17 protein-coding genes and 1 riboswitch are annotated in these 16,700 nt (G+C 44.7%); of the genes, 6 read left to right on the top strand and 11 right to left on the bottom strand.

Annotation, left to right across the window (positions count from 1 at the left end; translation table 11 throughout):
• Positions 1-107 precede the first annotated feature (107 nt).
• From QUA43_RS03960 to QUA43_RS03945, 4 genes are all read left to right on the top strand, one after another.
• A complete protein-coding gene (locus QUA43_RS03960; RefSeq protein ID WP_333371225.1) occupies positions 108-608 on the top strand; it encodes a thioesterase family protein in 501 nt (166 codons plus the stop codon).
• 142 nt (positions 609-750) lie between these two features.
• Complete coding sequence (locus tag QUA43_RS03955) at positions 751-1,812, top strand: DMT family transporter (protein WP_333371223.1); 1,062 nt, start codon at positions 751-753, stop codon at positions 1,810-1,812.
• 23 nt (positions 1,813-1,835) lie between these two features.
• Positions 1,836-3,011 carry an ATP-grasp domain-containing protein gene (locus QUA43_RS03950; RefSeq protein WP_333371221.1) on the top strand — a complete coding sequence of 392 codons (1,176 nt, stop codon included), beginning with the start codon at positions 1,836-1,838 and terminating at the stop codon, positions 3,009-3,011.
• A gap of 186 nt (positions 3,012-3,197) precedes the next feature.
• Positions 3,198-4,136: a hypothetical protein gene (locus QUA43_RS03945; RefSeq protein WP_333371219.1), complete on the top strand. Its 939-nt coding sequence runs from the start codon at positions 3,198-3,200 to the stop codon at positions 4,134-4,136.
• Positions 4,137-4,190: 54 nt separating this feature from the next.
• Here QUA43_RS03945 and QUA43_RS03940 read toward each other — a convergent pair whose 3' ends face one another.
• The 10 genes from QUA43_RS03940 to metE form a co-directional block, all read right to left on the bottom strand.
• Complete coding sequence (locus tag QUA43_RS03940) at positions 4,191-5,282, bottom strand: DUF6282 family protein (protein WP_333371217.1); 1,092 nt, start codon at positions 5,280-5,282, stop codon at positions 4,191-4,193.
• Positions 5,260-6,165, bottom strand: a complete 906-nt coding sequence (locus tag QUA43_RS03935; RefSeq protein WP_333371215.1) for an alpha/beta fold hydrolase — start codon at positions 6,163-6,165, stop codon at positions 5,260-5,262. Before QUA43_RS03935 ends, QUA43_RS03940 begins: the two co-directional genes overlap by 23 nt.
• 14 nt (positions 6,166-6,179) lie before the next feature.
• A complete protein-coding gene (locus tag QUA43_RS03930; RefSeq protein WP_172189131.1) occupies positions 6,180-6,626 on the bottom strand; it encodes a SufE family protein in 447 nt (148 codons plus the stop codon).
• Between the two features lie 249 nt (positions 6,627-6,875).
• Positions 6,876-7,103, bottom strand: coding sequence for a GTP-binding protein (locus QUA43_RS03925; protein ID WP_333371213.1), 228 nt, complete (start codon positions 7,101-7,103; stop codon positions 6,876-6,878).
• 263 nt (positions 7,104-7,366) lie between these two features.
• Complete coding sequence (locus QUA43_RS03920) at positions 7,367-8,716, bottom strand: hypothetical protein (RefSeq protein ID WP_333371211.1); 1,350 nt, start codon at positions 8,714-8,716, stop codon at positions 7,367-7,369.
• Positions 8,717-8,921: 205 nt separating this feature from the next.
• The gene (locus QUA43_RS03915; RefSeq protein ID WP_333371209.1) at positions 8,922-10,577 is read right to left on the bottom strand and encodes a calcium-binding protein; all 1,656 of its coding nucleotides are present in this window, start codon (positions 10,575-10,577) and stop codon (positions 8,922-8,924) included.
• Positions 10,578-10,696: 119 nt separating this feature from the next.
• Positions 10,697-11,533: a methyltransferase domain-containing protein gene (locus QUA43_RS03910; protein WP_333371207.1), complete on the bottom strand. Its 837-nt coding sequence runs from the start codon at positions 11,531-11,533 to the stop codon at positions 10,697-10,699.
• Between the two features lie 141 nt (positions 11,534-11,674).
• Positions 11,675-12,124: a hypothetical protein gene (locus QUA43_RS03905; RefSeq protein WP_333371205.1), complete on the bottom strand. Its 450-nt coding sequence runs from the start codon at positions 12,122-12,124 to the stop codon at positions 11,675-11,677.
• Between the two features lie 86 nt (positions 12,125-12,210).
• Positions 12,211-12,651, bottom strand: a complete 441-nt coding sequence (locus tag QUA43_RS03900; protein ID WP_333371203.1) for a hypothetical protein — start codon at positions 12,649-12,651, stop codon at positions 12,211-12,213.
• The gene (gene metE / locus QUA43_RS03895) at positions 12,635-14,881 is read right to left on the bottom strand and encodes a 5-methyltetrahydropteroyltriglutamate--homocysteine S-methyltransferase (RefSeq protein WP_333371201.1); all 2,247 of its coding nucleotides are present in this window, start codon (positions 14,879-14,881) and stop codon (positions 12,635-12,637) included. The genes QUA43_RS03900 and metE overlap by 17 nt, the downstream gene beginning before the upstream one ends.
• Positions 14,882-15,268: 387 nt before the next feature.
• Positions 15,269-15,415: riboswitch (cobalamin riboswitch) on the bottom strand.
• 194 nt (positions 15,416-15,609) lie between these two features.
• Between metE and QUA43_RS03890 the strand changes: the two genes are divergently transcribed.
• Both QUA43_RS03890 and QUA43_RS03885 read left to right on the top strand, forming a co-directional pair.
• Positions 15,610-16,059, top strand: a complete 450-nt coding sequence (locus QUA43_RS03890) for an iron chelate uptake ABC transporter family permease subunit (protein WP_333371199.1) — start codon at positions 15,610-15,612, stop codon at positions 16,057-16,059.
• 7 nt (positions 16,060-16,066) lie between these two features.
• Positions 16,067-16,294, top strand: a complete 228-nt coding sequence (locus QUA43_RS03885; RefSeq protein ID WP_333371197.1) for a hypothetical protein — start codon at positions 16,067-16,069, stop codon at positions 16,292-16,294.
• A 190-nt stretch (positions 16,295-16,484) separates the two neighbouring features.
• On the opposite strand, the gene QUA43_RS03880 is transcribed toward QUA43_RS03885, so the two are convergent.
• On the bottom strand, positions 16,485-16,697 hold the full coding sequence (locus QUA43_RS03880; protein WP_333371195.1) for a hypothetical protein: 213 nt from the start codon (positions 16,695-16,697) through the stop codon (positions 16,485-16,487).
• Positions 16,698-16,700 lie beyond the last annotated feature (3 nt).

Raw genomic sequence — 16,700 nt, 5'->3', positions numbered from 1 at the left:
GCGACGTTAAACTAGGGCGTTGGTACTCTAGTTTCTTACAGTCAAGCATAAGCCTGAAGTTTGTCTTATGATTTGTAGAAATGTAGCGTTTTGGAACGATTTGTAAAGTGTTAGAGAACGATCGAACTCAACCAGAACTCGCACCGGCTGGTGCTATTCAAAATCGGCGCGGGATGGACTCTGAGGGCTGGTTTGAATATTTGGTGCGAGTGTACCCTCATCATACTGACTACAGCGGTGTGGTTTGGCACGGAACTTATCTGGCTTGGATGGAGGAAGCTAGGGTGGAAAGTTTGCGATCTCTTGGCATCGAGTATGCAGACTGGGTGGCGCAGGGTTTGGAATTGCCCGTGGTGGAACTTTCGCTGCGCTACCACCGGGCTGTACAAATGGGTCAATCTGTGGCTGTCAAAACGCGGATCGCTGCTACCGAGGGTGTGCGGCTGCTTTGGGATTACGAAATTCGATCGGCTGATACTCAGGAGTTATATGTGACAGCACAGGTAACTTTGGTTGGTGTCGATCGTGACAAGGGCAAGATTATCCGGCAATTGCCGCCGGCGCTAAAGGAGGCTTTGACAAGGCTTTCTGTTAAACCTTCAACCTAAGTTGCTGTTAACTATAAAAAATAGTTTTTGCAGCCCTAGTAAGTAGAGTGCGTGACTTTTGAGTTATTCCCTTCGCCACTAAAATATTCTTGGGTCACGCACCCTACACAACTGTCTTCTGCCTTCATGGGAACTTTTAATAATGTCAAAAAAACTGGGATTGCCAGAACAAAATCTTGAACTTCAGCGCAATATTTTGGAAAAAACCGAGTTAAACTCTGCCTTAACAACTGAAAACAAAACTCTTGTTTCGGGAAAGCCAGACAGTTTAAAAAACGGTGAATTAGCTGATAGTCAAGGTAAAATTTGGGCGATAGTTTCGCTGTCGGCGGCGCTGCTAGCGGTGTCGCTGGCTGCGATTTTTATTAGGTTGAGCGAACGGGAAATCAGCCCGAATGCTACTGTTTTTAACCGTTTGTGGATAGCAACTGTAGTATTTGGAGTGTGGAATGGTGCTGATGCTGCGCGCCGCCGAATGTCTGGGGCCCAAGTTGAAGAGCGATCGAGCTACACTCTGCAGGATGTGATGCTGTTAACAGCCGTAGGCGTGGTTTCTTCTGCTTCTTTGGGTTTCTGGGCCTGGTCACTAACTCAGACTAATGTCGCTAATTCTACTGTACTGCGAAACTTAACTCCTTTATTTACTACTTTGGGGGGATGGCTGCTGTTGGGGCGGCGCTTTGACAGCAGGTTTTTGGTGGGACTGGCGGTGGCTTTTTCTGGTGCAATTGCGATCGGCATGGACGATTTGCAAACGGCGGGAGAGAACCTTGTCGGCGACATTGCTGCTCTTTTATCGGCGATGTTTTATGCAGGAAATCTGCTAATTTCAGAACATTTGCGAACGAAGTTTCCGGCGACAACTATATTGATGTGGCGCTGTTTTATTGGCAGTATATTGGTTTTGCCACTGGTTCTGCTGACGGGCGATCGAGTTTTCCCTTATTCTTGGCAGGGGTGGCTGACTGTAATTGGTTTGGCCGTGATTTGTCAAGCTTTCGGCCAAGGACTGCTCATCCACAGTCTCGGTCGTTTGTCGTCGGGATTTGTCGCTCTTTTTCTGCTGCTAGAACCCGTGATTACTGCGATTATTGCCGGGGTGCTGTTTGCGGAAAGTTTGAGCTTGTTTAATTGGTTTGCTTTCTCCGTAGTTTTGGCGGGAATATATTTGGCAAAATCTAGCCGTTCGGCCGATAAAAAATAAAACACACAGGAAAAAAAACTTAAATGGTTGCAACATCAATTGGCATGAATCGCTGGCATTACGACTTTAGTTTACTACCTCAATATTTGGAGGTGCTGTTTGCTAAATTGCGGATTGCAGTGGTGTTCGGCGGCGACTGCGATCGCCCCGGAGCAGTGATTTACAAAACTCACAATCCCCGCGCTTGGAAGAGTTACGAAATCGTCGCCAGCGAGATTGCTAAAGCCTTAGCAGAAATTGGCTTTAAGCACGTCTTTGTCCTGCCTGACGATATGAACTTGCCGGAACAACTCAAACAAAAAAATATTCATTTAGTGTGGCTGAATACTGGCGGAGTCCAGGGCTACAATCCTGTTTGTCACACTCCCGCATTGTTGGAAATGTTGGGGATGCCTTATGTCGGTCACAATCCTTTAAATAGTTCAACTTTAGATAACAAACACGCTTTTAAACGGGAACTGCAATCAGTCGGAATTAAAACCGCTCCTTTTATGACGTGGCATCCTTCTCAAGGGATTTTGCAGCCTAATTTACATCAGCGTTTTGCCATTGCTTTTGGTGACTATCAAGGGCCATTTGTTGTTAAACCAGTATCCGGCCGCGCTTCCCTGCACGTTCATTTTGTAGACAAGATTGAGGGTTTGTCTCAGGCGGTTTCGGAAGTTCACCGAGCCACTCACAATACTGCTTTAATTGAAAAATATTTGCCGGGACGGGAATTTTGTGTAGCGGTTTGTGGCTATGTTACTTATGCTCAAGGCAAATTTGATAAAAATACAAAACCCTTTGCTTTTTCGACTGTGGAGCGGGTGCTAGAGTCTGACGAACGTATCTTTACTTCTATGGACAAAAAAGCGATTACGGCCGATCGAGGACGGTTGATGGGCGGTGAGGAACCTGAACTAAAACAAGAGTTAATTGAGTTAGCTCGAAAAATTTATTGGGAGTTTAGTTTGAACAGTTTGGTGCGGATCGATGTCCGAAGTGATGCTGATGGCTCGCTTTATGTTTTGGAAGCAAATCCTAAACCGGATTTGAAACATCCAGGGGAAAATGTGACGAGTTTGGTAGCTTTAGGTTTGGCGGAATACGGGATGAGTTATAACGATTTAATTTTTAGTTTATTGGCGGATAGGTTGGATTATTTGTTGACTCAGCATATCGAAATTATTCCTCATATTGTGGATTTGCTTCATTAATCGGACTTGCAGGGGGCGCTGCACCTTAGCTGTCAACAAAAGGAATTTGTAAAGAAATATAAATTGTTGAGCCAAGTAAACACAGGCTGGCAAGTTGTGATAGCTTTGAGTAAGATAGAAATTTGGGGATGTCCATTTTTTGATCGGCATCAAAATCACTCAATTTATATTAATTAGATAAAACAAATGCAAGCATTACTTTTATTCATAGGATTTGGAGGCGGGGCATTAGTCTGCTGGCTAATTTTGAATAAGCGAAATTCACGCAATTTGGTGCGGATGCAGGGTTCGCAGGAGGCTATATCGAATTTGGCTGCTCAGTTGGATGCCCGAACTTCGGAATTGCGGCAAAAGGTGCAGAATGAAAATCAGCTAAATTCTGAATTGTCCCAGTTGCAAACTCGATTGGAAACTGTGACTCGTGAGCAAGAATTGTTAAAAAATCAAGTGTCGGAAATGGAAGAATTTTTGGCAGGAATTGCCCGGGATAGATCGCAAATTGATGCTCTGATTGCTGATTTGCAGTTTCAGCTAGAAAATGCTCAACAAGCTGAGTCCCAGTTAGCAGAAGTGGCAGAACTTAAAGAGCAGTTAGAAGTTGCGGAGCAGGAGCGATCGCAACTTAACGCTCAATTGTTGGAAATGCAAGCAGAGTTAGAGGCGGTGGATGCAGAACGTTCTCAATTTCACGCTCTGCTGTCGGAATTTGAGAGTCAGTTGGAAACGGCTAGCCAAAGCAGATTGCAGGTACAGTACCAGTTGTCGGAAATTCAAATTAAGTTCGATCGCTCCATTGAAGAGCGGGAGCAACTTCAGTCTCTACTGTCGGGTTTGCAAGCTCAACTGCAATTAGTCGAAGCAGAGCGATCGCAACTGCAATCCAAGTTAGAAACAGCTAACAGAGAGCGATCGTACCTTTACTCTCAAATCTCGGAATTTCAAAGTCAAATCGCTACAGCTAATCAGGCTCAAAATCAACTGCAATCTCAAGTAGACGAATTAGAAAATCATTTAGAAACCGTCTATCAAGAACGTTTGCAGCTAAATTCGCAGCTATCCCAATTGCAAACCAAATCTCCAGCGGGCGAGCCAGAATCTCCAGAACCTGAAGTAGAGCCTACTTGATTAGAAATCAAAGATAGGACAGAAGCTCTCAGCAATCGGACATCATATTTACTCCTAAATTCCTAACAATCGAGCGGGATTTTTCTTCATCATTAAATCAATTTCAGGTTGAGAAATACCTTCCGCAATCAATTTTTTAACAAATAATTTGTAACCTTCTGCAGGTAAAGGATCGGGTTTTCTTCCCAAATCTGTACTCATAACAAAATGCTCGGCTCCGATTAGTTTAATCGCTGCTGCCATCTTACTAATAGAAACTTGATGCCAGTTTTTGTGACCCTCATCAGCGGCATTTTCTCCCATCAAATCGTTGACAAATGCTAGTTCTAAGAAAGCTCCGGCTGCGGCGGCTGTTTGCATATTTTCTAGGGATAAACCGGGTACATCGGCCATTGCGTGGGTAATCAGGATGTTTTTAATGTTGAGCAGGTTGGCTTCAGCTACAACTGCCATCACTTCTTCTGAGGAAATATGACCAGTTTCCAATATCAAATTCTCTTTGGCTACCATCTTCAACACCGCTGCTGTTTCCGGTAAAACCTTGCCATTTTCCGCAACTTTAATCCCCCTTCCCGACTTGTGAAAAACCTGCAAGTGATGCTCAGCATCAACCGTTGGTAGCCACACTACTTTACCGTATTTGCCACCGATGCGGTGCATTGCGTCTACAGCGTCGGGATTAATTCCGCCTACCGAATGATTGAGAACAACTCCTCCGAAAACTTGAATTTCTGGTACTATTTTATTAACCAGAACTGCCCGCGCTGCTGTGCTGGCATAATGATTTTTTAATATAACAGCTTTCATCTTCGCCCTAGCAGCTAATTTCGCTACTTCAAAATCGTCTAATCTGCGGGGAATCACATCAGGAGAAGAATGAATGTGAAAGTCGATCGCACCTTCAATAATACTCTCTTGTGAATTAGCAAACGGCGGCTTTCCCACAGCATACAGTGGCAAAGGAAAGGAAGAGAAAACCAGCCAAAATACGGCTATTATTCTGATGATGTAAACCGCCCAGTTAACCGCCGAATTGTAAACCGCCCAGTTAACCGCCGAATAGAATTCGGGGCTACACAAACGAAGTCCGCCTGCGCGGACTGAAGAGTGGGATTTAAATAATTTATAGAAAAGATTGAATCGCATTTGCTAAAGCTGCTGCATTCTCTTCGTGCATACCCAAAGAACCAGGAATAACTCGCGATTCAACACCCGGTAATTCCGTTAATGCTTCCATTTCAGCCTTGGATTTGGGCGGCGCATTCTCAGCAATTACAACCATCACCGGCACTGCTAATTGTTGAAATTTATCTGTAAATTCCGATCGCACTTTTGCCGGATCTAAACCACCAGTCACAAAGGCAGCGGAACCGTACCGAGCACCGGGTTTTTGCGTCACTTGCCATTTGCTTTGGATGAAATCGGGCGTGACTTTAGCTGCATCGGCGTAGACGTGGCGGCGGTACATAAAACTCAGCAAAGACGGCGCAGTGTTTAGTTTGTATAGGAATTGTCCCAGTAAGGGCGATCGTACTAATTCTCTCACGATTCCATGCCAGCCGCTTTGCTGTTTGCTCATCGTCGGCAAAGGCCCGCGCCAAGTCGGCGCAGCTAACACAATCTTTGACCAAATATTCGGCTGTGATTGCGCTAATTGCATCACATAACCCGCAGCGTGACCGGCAGCAACTACAGCAACAGGACTATTAAAAATTGCCTCCACAAAATCCTTGAGAAATTGATGGTATAATTGCGGTTCATAGTCTGTTCGCGGCCTATCAGATTCGCCAAAACCTGGCCAATCTAAGCTCACAACTTGAAATTTAGGAGCTAACAATTCTGCTAAAGGACGCATTTCTTCTCGCGTCGAAACCGTACTGAAAGCCGGCAGCAGCAATACAGGATTTCCCTGTCCTCTGGTTTCGTAAATAACTTTGATTTGCGTTTCTTGCCAATTCCAGATATATTCTTGAACTGCGGTGGGATAGTTTTCAGAACCTGATTTTGTTAAATTGGTAGTTTGAGTCATGGCTGTTTATTCTTTTAATTTGCTTCGGCTTGCTTGCTCAATTCACAAGCAAGTGCCTTATTTTTCATCATTTGAAAGATGTTGTAAAATCCGTTAGCGCGGGAAGGTGTCAGACTCACATTCAATCCCGTGTCTTGAATAAAATCTGGGGTAATGGTGACAATTTCAGCAGGCGTTAATCCGCTCAAACCTTCCACCAGCAAGCCAACTAATCCTTTGACTAACTGAGCGTCTGAATCGCCTTGATACAAAACTTTTCCGTCTGCTAAATTTGCAGTAATATAAACTTGCGATACGCAGCCAGAAACTTTGTTTTCCGGCAGTTTATCGCTTTCGGGAAATGCTGGAAGTCGCTTGGCATACCACAGCAGTTGTTCGTAGCGCTGTTTCGGATCGGAGTGTCGCTGAAAGCGCTGGACGATTTTAGCTAGGGCTGCGGGTAGCGCGGTGTTTGCGGACATGATTCACTCGTAGCGGTTTACTTCGTTAATATTATACCTTTGATTATAGCAGGTAAGGGCTATCGATTTGAGATTTGAGATTTGAGATTGTAGATTAGGACTTACGCATGAGATAGTAGAAACCTGGTTTCTGCGTAAGTTCCTCGTTGCTAAGCTTGAGATTTATTTAGATCGATCGTCAAAAAAATGCGCCCAATATGTGTAAAGACACGGCAATGCCGTGTCCTCATCCGTTTTTAAGACATGATATTAAACTAAGCAACGGTTAAGCTGTTCTCCAATTTGATGCGAATCGATGTTGATATAGCCAAATTCGTTAACTAAAACTGCTAGTTTTAAATCTTGGCGATTTTTGAGTATTTGATTGACTAAAGTGGTTTTGCCGCTGCCGAGAAATCCGGTAATTATAGTTACGGGCATCCCTCTTTTAGGAAGATCGGCAATTAAATCTGGGCTTGGTACAGTGAGATTAGTCATTGTTCCTCATTGATTAATTGTCAAGGCCCTGCTGTCAATTTGGAAAGCCGCAAAGCATTTCTAAGCGATCGCCGATCGCATCTCATCGCTAAAATCCAGGTGCGATCGAGTCGATCGGGCGCTATTTTTATGATAATCATTCTCATTGTATTTTAAAATGTTGTTTGCGCGCAAGCCCTACAACAATTGAGTGAAAATAAAGTCAAGGGCAGGCAGGATGCCTAACCCCTACTCCCCACAAGAGTTTTTACTGCTAAATCAAGCTAGATGGTATTAATCACGCCAACGGCTTCCAAATCAAAACCTCCAGATGTAACAGGTGGCGTAGTTGGCCAAGGATCGTAAATCGATCTATTAGCCCCGTCTTTGAAATTGCCATTGCCGGGAATGTCCACGATGCGGACAAAACGAATGGCATTAAGGTTGACCTGACCCGAAGTTACTAGCGGATTGCTACCCAATGTTTCTAAATCAAAAGGAGTTCCCCAGGAACCGCCTAAAAATTCTCCTTCATCGGTTGTAAAAGCATTGTTGACGTGCTTACCAGCTAAATTATAAATGCTAGTTGGCTCTAAAACTCCTTCTTTGCTTACAGGTTCGCCTGTCAAGGAATCGCTTTTAAATCTGGCAAAGTTTCTGCCATCGCTAGAAACTTCTACATAAGCCAATTCTCCGAAAACACCTCCTAAATTGTCAAAGCTATTTTCAAACACGGCAAAATCTTGACCGGAACCATTGCGAATTCCTGAACTAAAGGTTAAGGTAATTTGACCCGGTTGGACTCCGCTATTAATCTGATTTTGATCGAGATCGCCAAGGGAAGCGATGTCAATGAAATTATCTTTGCTAGCAACGGGGCCCAAAGTTTTTTCAGGAGTTTGAAATCTGGCATCTACACCAGGGGCGGGCTGATAGTTTTCAAATCCTGTCGCCCAAGCAGCGAAACGCGGGTTGACTGTATTATTAGGCGAGATTTTGCCATCTCCGTCTGGGCCGATAAATCCGGGAATTCCAGAGTCTATTTTGCCTGGATCGTCAGTAGAATTCGAGTAAGGCCCGCTAGGTTGCACGAAAGTTTTGAATTCATCTTTGATAAGTTTGCTGCTGTCAATTCCTTGGAATACCGCCAGAAATTCACCAGTAACTTTATCTTGAATGATGGCGCTGTTTGCTAAGTCTCCTGTGCCATTTGAAATGCTGAGATTGTCAAAGCTTAATCCCAACAAGCCAATGGAATCTTCTTCTACATTGTAGTCTGTAATGATGTCAGCATCGGTGATGCTCAAACCGCCTGTTGTTCGGGGCGTGCCGCTGCTGCGGCGGCTGAGAACAAAGTTATCAAAACCTTCACCACCTGTTAATGTATCGCGGCCGCCGTCGCCATAAAGATTGTCGCTACCCGCGCCGCCGTCGAGGTTGTCGTTGCCTTTACCTCCGCGCAAAATGTCACCGCTTTCACCGCCGTTGATGACATCGTTGCCGCTATTGCCGTACAGCGTGTCTTGACCTTGAATGCCGTTAATTGTGTCATCTCCATTTAAGCCGAAAATTGCGTCTGTCTGTGGAGTTCCATTCAGTAAATCGTTACCGTTTGTACCTGTTAGATTTGCCATGTTTTACGTGATCCTCAACACCTTGATTGTGATTTGAGCGGTATCCCAAACTTTTGAATATCTGTCGTAAAAGTGAGGGAAATGTATATCTAGATCGGGGCATCGCAGGAGGCGGGCCCCTACAGATAGCGTAGGAGTTTAAGTCTTGTTCGATCATTTTATTATTTGCGATAATCATTATCATTAAATTAATAATTGTTGGTTGCTAAACTGAGTTAAAAGCTTCAAATCCAAGTAAGTTGCCAGGTAAGTCTGGGAGGAGGGCTAAGATTTCATTGCTAGCGACTAATGCGATCGCGACTCCATCGTTTGTCTGAAATACACGAATTTGGTTGTAAGTCAAGCCACCTGCTAACAAGAACAAATCTTCGCCATTTTGAAAGTCGCTAATAACATCGCTTCCCTGTTTTAATTGCAAAACAAATTTGTCGCGCCCCTTTCCTCCTACTAAAATGTCATCGCCATCACCGCCGTTGAGGGTATCATTTCCCCTACCGCCGAACAGGGTATCGCTGCCTGCTTTGCCGTCCAAAAAATCGTCGCCGCGATCGGCTAAAATCGAATCGTCGCCTGCAACACCAATGAGGGTATCGTTCTCTGAAGTGCCGCTGCTGACAGCAACACGGTGAGAGATAAAAACATCTCTGCTACTGTTAGTATCTTGGGCAACTAAATTAGTAGCAAAAGAATCAAATGCGATCGCACTTCCCGTCGCAGAAACAGCGGGATTGAAGGATGTTATATCGGCACCTTGACCCTCCGAATTGACTGAGATGCGAGTTGTCGTGGCTGTGTCTCTGTCACGCACAAAGATATCATTAGTGCCGTTGGTATCTGCTGCCGCTAAGTTGTCAGCTAGAGAGTCAAAAGCGACGAATCGACCGTCAGCAGAAATCGAGGGTTTAAAGGAGCTTCTATTGGCGCGATCGCCTGTAGAATTAATTGAGGCCATAGTAGTAGTATTCGTCAGCCTGTCATGCACGAAAATATCGGAAGTGCCGTTAGTGTCGTCGGTTACTAAATTGCTAGCATTAGACTCAAATGCGACCAAGCGACCGTCAGCAGAAATAGCAGCAGTAATAGACCCAAAATTTCCCTGATTTCCCGATGAATTTACCGATACGCGAGTGGTAGTATTTGTCTGGATGTCATGTACAAAAATGTCTCTAGTGCTGTTAGTGTCTGCCGCCACTAAGTTATCTGCTAAAGAGTCAAAAGCAACGAAGCGGCCGTCAGCGGAAATTGAGGGGTTGAAAGAGCCAATATTTCCCTGGTTTCCTGTTGAGTTGACTGAAATGCGAGTGGTGATGTTAGTGAGTCTGTCGCGGACAAAAATGTCTGAGGTGTTGTTAGTATCTCCTGGTACTAAGTTGGTTGAATTAGATTCAAAGGCAATGAAGCGACCATTGGCGGAAAGTGAAGGGTTAAGTGAAGCGCGATCGCCCTCTTTACCTGTCGAATCTACGGAGATGCGGGCGGTATTTCCAGTCAGCCGATCGTGGAGGAAAATGTCTGATGTGTTGTTAGTGTCTTCGGCTACTAAATTAGTTGCATTCGACTCAAAGGCAATGAACCGCCCGCCAGCAGAAATAGCAGGGTTAAAAGCATCAAAATTTGCCTGATTTCCTGTTGAGTTGACGGAGGTGCGGGTGGTGATGTTAGTGAGTCTGTCGTGCAGGAAAATATCTGAGGTGTTGTTAGTATCTCCGGGGACTAAATTAGTAGCAATAGATTCAAAGGCGATGAAGCGGCCCTCGGCGGAGATTGAGGGGTTGATTGAGAAGCGATCGCCTTCTTTTCCTAATGAATTTACAGAGATGCGGGTGAGGATAGTTTTAAATTCAGGCGATTTTGGGTTCATTTGTATTTCTGTTGCTTCATTCTTGTATAAAAATGTCAAGTTTTATAGGGGCGGGTTCGCTAGTATGTTTAATTTCAAAGCCAGAAGCTTTATAAACCCGCCCCGCCTATACTTTCGGATTATTTGGATTCAGAATCTTGTTGAGGAGGATTGAACTTTGCTATTAGCGATCGCACTGCTGCTATTGGTATAAATAATGCACCAGTAGCAGAGCCGATAACAAACCGAAACCAGAAGAGTAAAAAACGCTCTAGCGTCATTGGTTCTGCGGCTTGTTCAATAGCATCTGATAAGATTGCAGGAGATTTTCCGGGGGATGGTTTCACACCTGCGATCGCGATCGCGTAGGGGCTATTCTGATCAGCATACCAATCCGGTGCAACGTACACTTTGCGAATTTGGGTGAATCCTGCTAACTTATACCAACTGATATAAGCGTCTTCACTGGGAAACAGCATCCACGTATCAGACAGCCAACGGGCGATCGGATTCTTGCGTTCCAGCGGGCCGATAATCAACGCAATTCCGCCTGGTTTAGTCACACGATAAGCTTCAGCGATCGCCCGTTGTGGATCGGGCCAATACTCAATGCTGCCAGCAGAAATGTAGCGATCGAATGTATCGGTAGCAAAGGGTAAATTCTCCACATCTCCGAGAAACTTCTCACAGTCATTAATTGCAGATTTTTGTTTTGCCTTAGCTAACTGATGCGGACTTTGATCGAGCATTTTAACATGGTTAGAATTCACTTTTTCGACTATGCCACAAGTAGTGAATCCAGTTCCGGCTCCAGCATCTAGAACTTGTAAATCAGGGCGATCTAGTTGCGCGAGTTCCAGAGATTTCTCCCGCATGGGAATCGTCCAGAAAAACGGATTAATCAAATTATCGTAGCCAATCGACACAAAACGGTAAAACCAGAAGGCTTCTTTTTTATGTTGAATAAGTCTTGCCATTGTTGCTTTTTCCTCTAACGGATGTTGAACAGTTGGGATTCTTCCCATTCTTTGAAAGTGAGTATTCATCATGTTTAAATTGAATGGGAAGGGTTGACGGAATATTTCTATTCAGAGCGTTGATTGCAGTTTCAAAAAATTTTACCGCGAAATATCAGTACGCTTCACAACAGCATCCGTTTCAAGTTGAAAATCTTCCCAGTGCTTGCACACAGTTTGGTAACAATCTGGAGGTGAACTCGGAAGATTTCTCAGATTAAAAAAGATAGCTTGATTGGCGCATTCCAACAGGAGAATAATATCCTTAAACGGATTATAATTATCCACTTCTTGAAGGATATGAGCATTCATGTGATGATGCTGGAGGATCACCGTATCAGGAGCAGCCAGCCACGCATTTAGGAATGGGGCGAGACGGGAACGCGGAACAAAATAGGAGTTAAATGTTTCACCTGCTACTCCTAAAAGTGGAGAATTAAGACTGCAAATTACTGCTCCGCGTTCACCTCCTAAGTAACCTATCCAGGCGTTATAACCCAACGCCAATAAATTAGTAGCAATAAAGTCTTGCTGCCAATCGTAACCGTTCATTTCACTGTCCATCTTTTTCTAACAACTGCCAAAGCTGGATTTGATAACAGAGATTTGGTTGAGGCATTGGGAGAATAGGGTAAGTTTTAGGAACTCTGGCTTGGTGAGAATTCGTCCCAGCGTCTACAGACTTGTTCGTAACAATCAGCAGGTGCGATCGCCATTTTTCTTAATAAATTGACCTCGATTTGACGGTTAACTTTCAGCACCAGCAGAATATCTTGCTCAGGATTGTAGGTGGCAACTGCTGCCTGAACCGATGAAATAGTCGATGAGTCAAGGGATAGCGATCGCAAGTAAAACCCCATCAAATTCGAGGGGATAAACTGAAGTGTGAACGGAATTGGTTCAAAATTTATAACTGTAGAATGAATAACTTTAGTATCCACATCACAAACCACAACTCCCCGTCCAAAAGACTGAAATCCCTTCCATCCTGTATAACCAATCATCAGCAGATTTGTGTGAATGAAGCCATGTTGCCAGTAGCCAAAGTTTCCCTGCCAGATGCTATTTTCCGGTCGCATTTACTTCCTCCCGCAGCGTTTTTGCAGCTTCCACCATATTTTTCAGGGCCGGAATTACTTCTTCCCAACGCCGTGTTTTTAGGCCGCAATCGGGATTCACCCAAATTTGCTGCACAAGTAAATTGGCAATTCCTGTTCGCAACTGCTGCAAAATCTGTTCTGTTGTTGGCACTACTGGACTGTGGATGTCATACACGCCGTTACCCACTTGATAGGTGTAGCCTGCGGCGATGATTTCATGCAGCGTTTGGTTGTTGCTGCGACTATTTTCAATCGAAATCACATCGGCATCTAACCGTTCAATGTCTTTGATAATGTCGCCGAATTCGCAGTAGCACATATGCGTGTGAATTTGAGTCTGGGGATGAGCGACTGCGGTTGCCAAACGAAACGCATCTACTGCCCAAGACAGGTATTCACTCCAGCGTTCTATCTTCAGAGGTAAACCTTCGCGTAATGCGGGTTCATCTACTTGAATTACCTTCGCTCCTGCTGCTTCTAAATCTGCCACTTCATCGCGCAATGCCAGTGCAATTTGAAACGCTTGTTTCTGTCGAGAAATATCAGTGCGCGGATATGACCAATTTAAAATTGTTACGGGAGCTGTTAGCATTCCTTTAACTGGTTTTTGCGTCAATGATTGCGCTACTTTAAACTCGCGTACCGTCATTGGGGCCGTGCGAAAGACATCACCGTAAATAATCGGCGGACGCACATACCGACTGCCATAGCTTTGCACCCAGCCATTTTGCGTGAAGGCAAATCCATCTAACTGTTGTCCAAAGTATTCCACCATATCGGTGCGTTCAAATTCGCCATGCACTAGCACATCCAGCCCAATTTCTTCTTGGAGTTTAATGCTGTCGGCAATCTCAGTATCGATCGCTGCTTCATACTCTGGCTGACTCAATTCACCCTTTTTATACCGTACTCGCAGTTGTCGCACTTCTGATGTTTGAGGAAATGAGCCGATCGTTGTGGTGGGAAAAATGGGCAGAGAAATCTGTTTTGACAGCCGCAAACCGTAGGATAATTCCCGTAGAAAGTCATTTGTCGTAATGCTTTTCATGCGTGACTGCACGGCAGGATTTGCTGGACTAAATTGCTCGAATTTTGTCCAGGAATCGGTAATCTTGGCGCGATCGCTCTCAGTTTCTTCTCCTGCTAAACTGCGTGCCAAAAACTTCACCGCTTGCAGTTTTTGTTCTGCAAAACTAAACACATTGCGGAGAGGTTCTGGCAACTTTGTTTCCCGTTTGGCATCGTAGGGAACAAACTGCAATGATGCCGACGGCTGAATGACGATATTAGGCGTAATTCTCTGAATGTCTTGCAGCACTGGCAGCAATTGTTCTGGACGGATTTGCCAGATGTTGCGGGCATCCACAATGCCAACGCCCAGATGCTTATCTGGGGGAAATCCATATTGCTTGAGTAAATCTAAATTGCGTCCGCGAGTGAAGTCTAAACTAATCGCAGTAACAGGCAATGCCATCACCCAAGAATAAGCTTCACCCAAGTCCTCAAAGTAAGTGACAAGATGCAGCGGTAAATCGACTTTAACAAAGGCTTGATAAGCAGTTTGATAGTGTGCTTTGAAGTTGGTCGCATCTCCCAGAACTAAGGCTGGTTCGTGTATCTGCACTTCGGCAACCCCAAGGGCTTTTAATTGCGTCAAGAGTTCGATGTAGCGCGGCAGCAATTGCGCTAGAGAATCGTCCATTGCGCCATCTAACCGACTCAACCGCAGTAGCGTACAGGGGCCAAGAACGATCGGCACTGCCCGCTCCCCTAACGTCGCTTTTGCCCGCTGCACCGTCTCCAGAAAATCGCTGAAATCGGCTGGTTGCAGTTGGGTTGGAATTTCTGGCACGAGGTAGTGATAGTTGCTATCAAACCATTTGGTCATCTCTAGGGCCGGAATTCCTTCTTTGCCCCGTGCCATTGCAAAGTATCGATCGAGTCCTGATAACCCCTGAAAGCGTTTGGGAATTAGACCTAAACGAATTGTCCAGTCAAGCACGTGATCGTAGAGTGTAGTATCGCCTGCACCGATGCGATCGATGCCTGTCTGTAGCTGTGTTTTCCAGTTTTCTATTTCTACAGTTTGAACAGTAGACAGTAAAGTATCTGCCTCTAATTTGCCACTCCAAAAACCTTCCAAAGCTTTCTTAACTTCACGGTTTTTACCAATGCGGGGATATCCAAGAGTTGCCGTTAAAATTGACATAATTTCTCCTAAGTTGGGGTTGTCAATTGATTTATCAGTCCATAGAAACTCAGTCGGAAACCAACAGGTATCCGATGCCGAATTTCCGACAGCAATGCCATTAGATTGCAAGGCGCATCAAAGGCAAAACCATCTGAATTTCCAACAAAGCTATAAAAAAGCTGTTAGAAATTACAGCAGGCAAATGCCCAGCAAGATTCCTTGCATCTGAAACTAGATAATGCTGTTCATGCTAGTTTTTCAAACTTGCTATCTCGCCCTAGAAACCAATTCCACCACAGGTTTCTCGCGGGTTAAGGAGTATAATCGCCGATCGCGCAGCGTCTCTGAAAAAGAATCGAATTGAAAACAAAATGCTGAATACATCCGTACCTCGCAGATGGGTTAAATGAAACGATACAATCGGCGGGCATCCTGACTAAGAAACGATTGTACGCTTCATCACAGTTGCGGGACAGCGCCGGGTTCGCACCGGACTTTCCCCGTTTCCTCTAGTGGGTGATCTCCACCAGAACCGATTACTTCTGACAATAGCACATTTCTGAAAATTTGCAACCCCTCAGACAAATAGCGCGATGTATGTATAGTTTTTCGATCGACTGTTCATCTGTTCCCACGGTCGCCGCCTTCTGGTAAATGGGTTATTGTAGTTAACGAGTTCGATCGTTCCGCAAATCTAAACGGAGGACATATCGCGCTTTATTTTTAAAATCCAGTGGTGTAATCTAGTGAATTTGCAAAAAATCTGGCTAAAATATCGAGTTTTTCAGGCAGTTGTATTCTTAGGATTGGGTTTGCTATTAACCATCGCCCTTTCGCTTTCTTTGGGTGCGGTGCCGATGAGTGCCGAGCAATTGTGGCAAGCATTTCTGCACCGAGGTGATGCTGTCAATCAAACTATTTTCTGGGAATTGCGTTTGCCCAGAGTTGCGGCTGCGCTGACGGTTGGTGCGGCTTTGGGAATGTCGGGGGCTTTGCTGCAAGGTTTGCTCCGCAACGGTTTAGCCGATCCTTTTGTATTAGGAATTGCGGCGGGTGCGGGGTTGGTTGCGATTACCATGCTGACTTTGGGAATATTTCAAACTTGGCTGCCTTTGGCGGCTTGGATAGGTGCTATTTTAACTTCGATCGATTTTATCGCCGAATCAAAGCAGTTGGGCTGGAGATTTGCTGGGTAAGTTTAACGTGAAAAATGTCGCAGCCCAATTGCAAGGAGATAGCCCCGTGCGAGGCTACGTGATGCTTTCAGCGGAAAAGGTTTTAGAGGCTAATCCTGAAGTAATCATTATAGTCGATCGGGGTGAGGGAATTTTAGACCAATTTAAATCTGATTCATTTTGGAATCAACTAATACCAATTTTAAAAAAGAATGCAACAGTATTCTTGTTCCCCCCCTTAGCAAGGGGGGGCTAGGGGGGGTCGAAGAGTGTTGCACGATTTTAGAGAAATGGTATAACAGCCACCAAAAATAATCTAGTTTACGTTTTTGACTCCTATGGATTGGTCAACCCAGGTAGTATCGAAAAAATTGAGCAAGCAACTGCTCAACTTAAACAAGTTCTAGCTAAAAAGTAGAGATCCGATTTTGAGAGATAAAAAATCTCTAGAAATCCTGCAACAAATTGACTACAATTTCTCTAAAAGTGAGAAAGCTAAAGGCATTCCAAAGCCCGCAGCGATCGGAAACCTGGTTTTTGACACTGACTCTTAATGCTGTCGGATCGATCGGATATCTTGCACCATTGTCAGCAACAGGCAAGATGCCTGTTCCACAAAAGATAAGTTTTCTTGTGGAACAGGCATCTTGCCTGTTCATAAA

The organism is Microcoleus sp. N9_B4 (assembly GCF_036701635.1).
GTDB lineage: Bacteria > Cyanobacteriota > Cyanobacteriia > Cyanobacteriales > Microcoleaceae > Microcoleus.
This window is presented reverse-complemented; position numbering and strand designations above follow the sequence as displayed.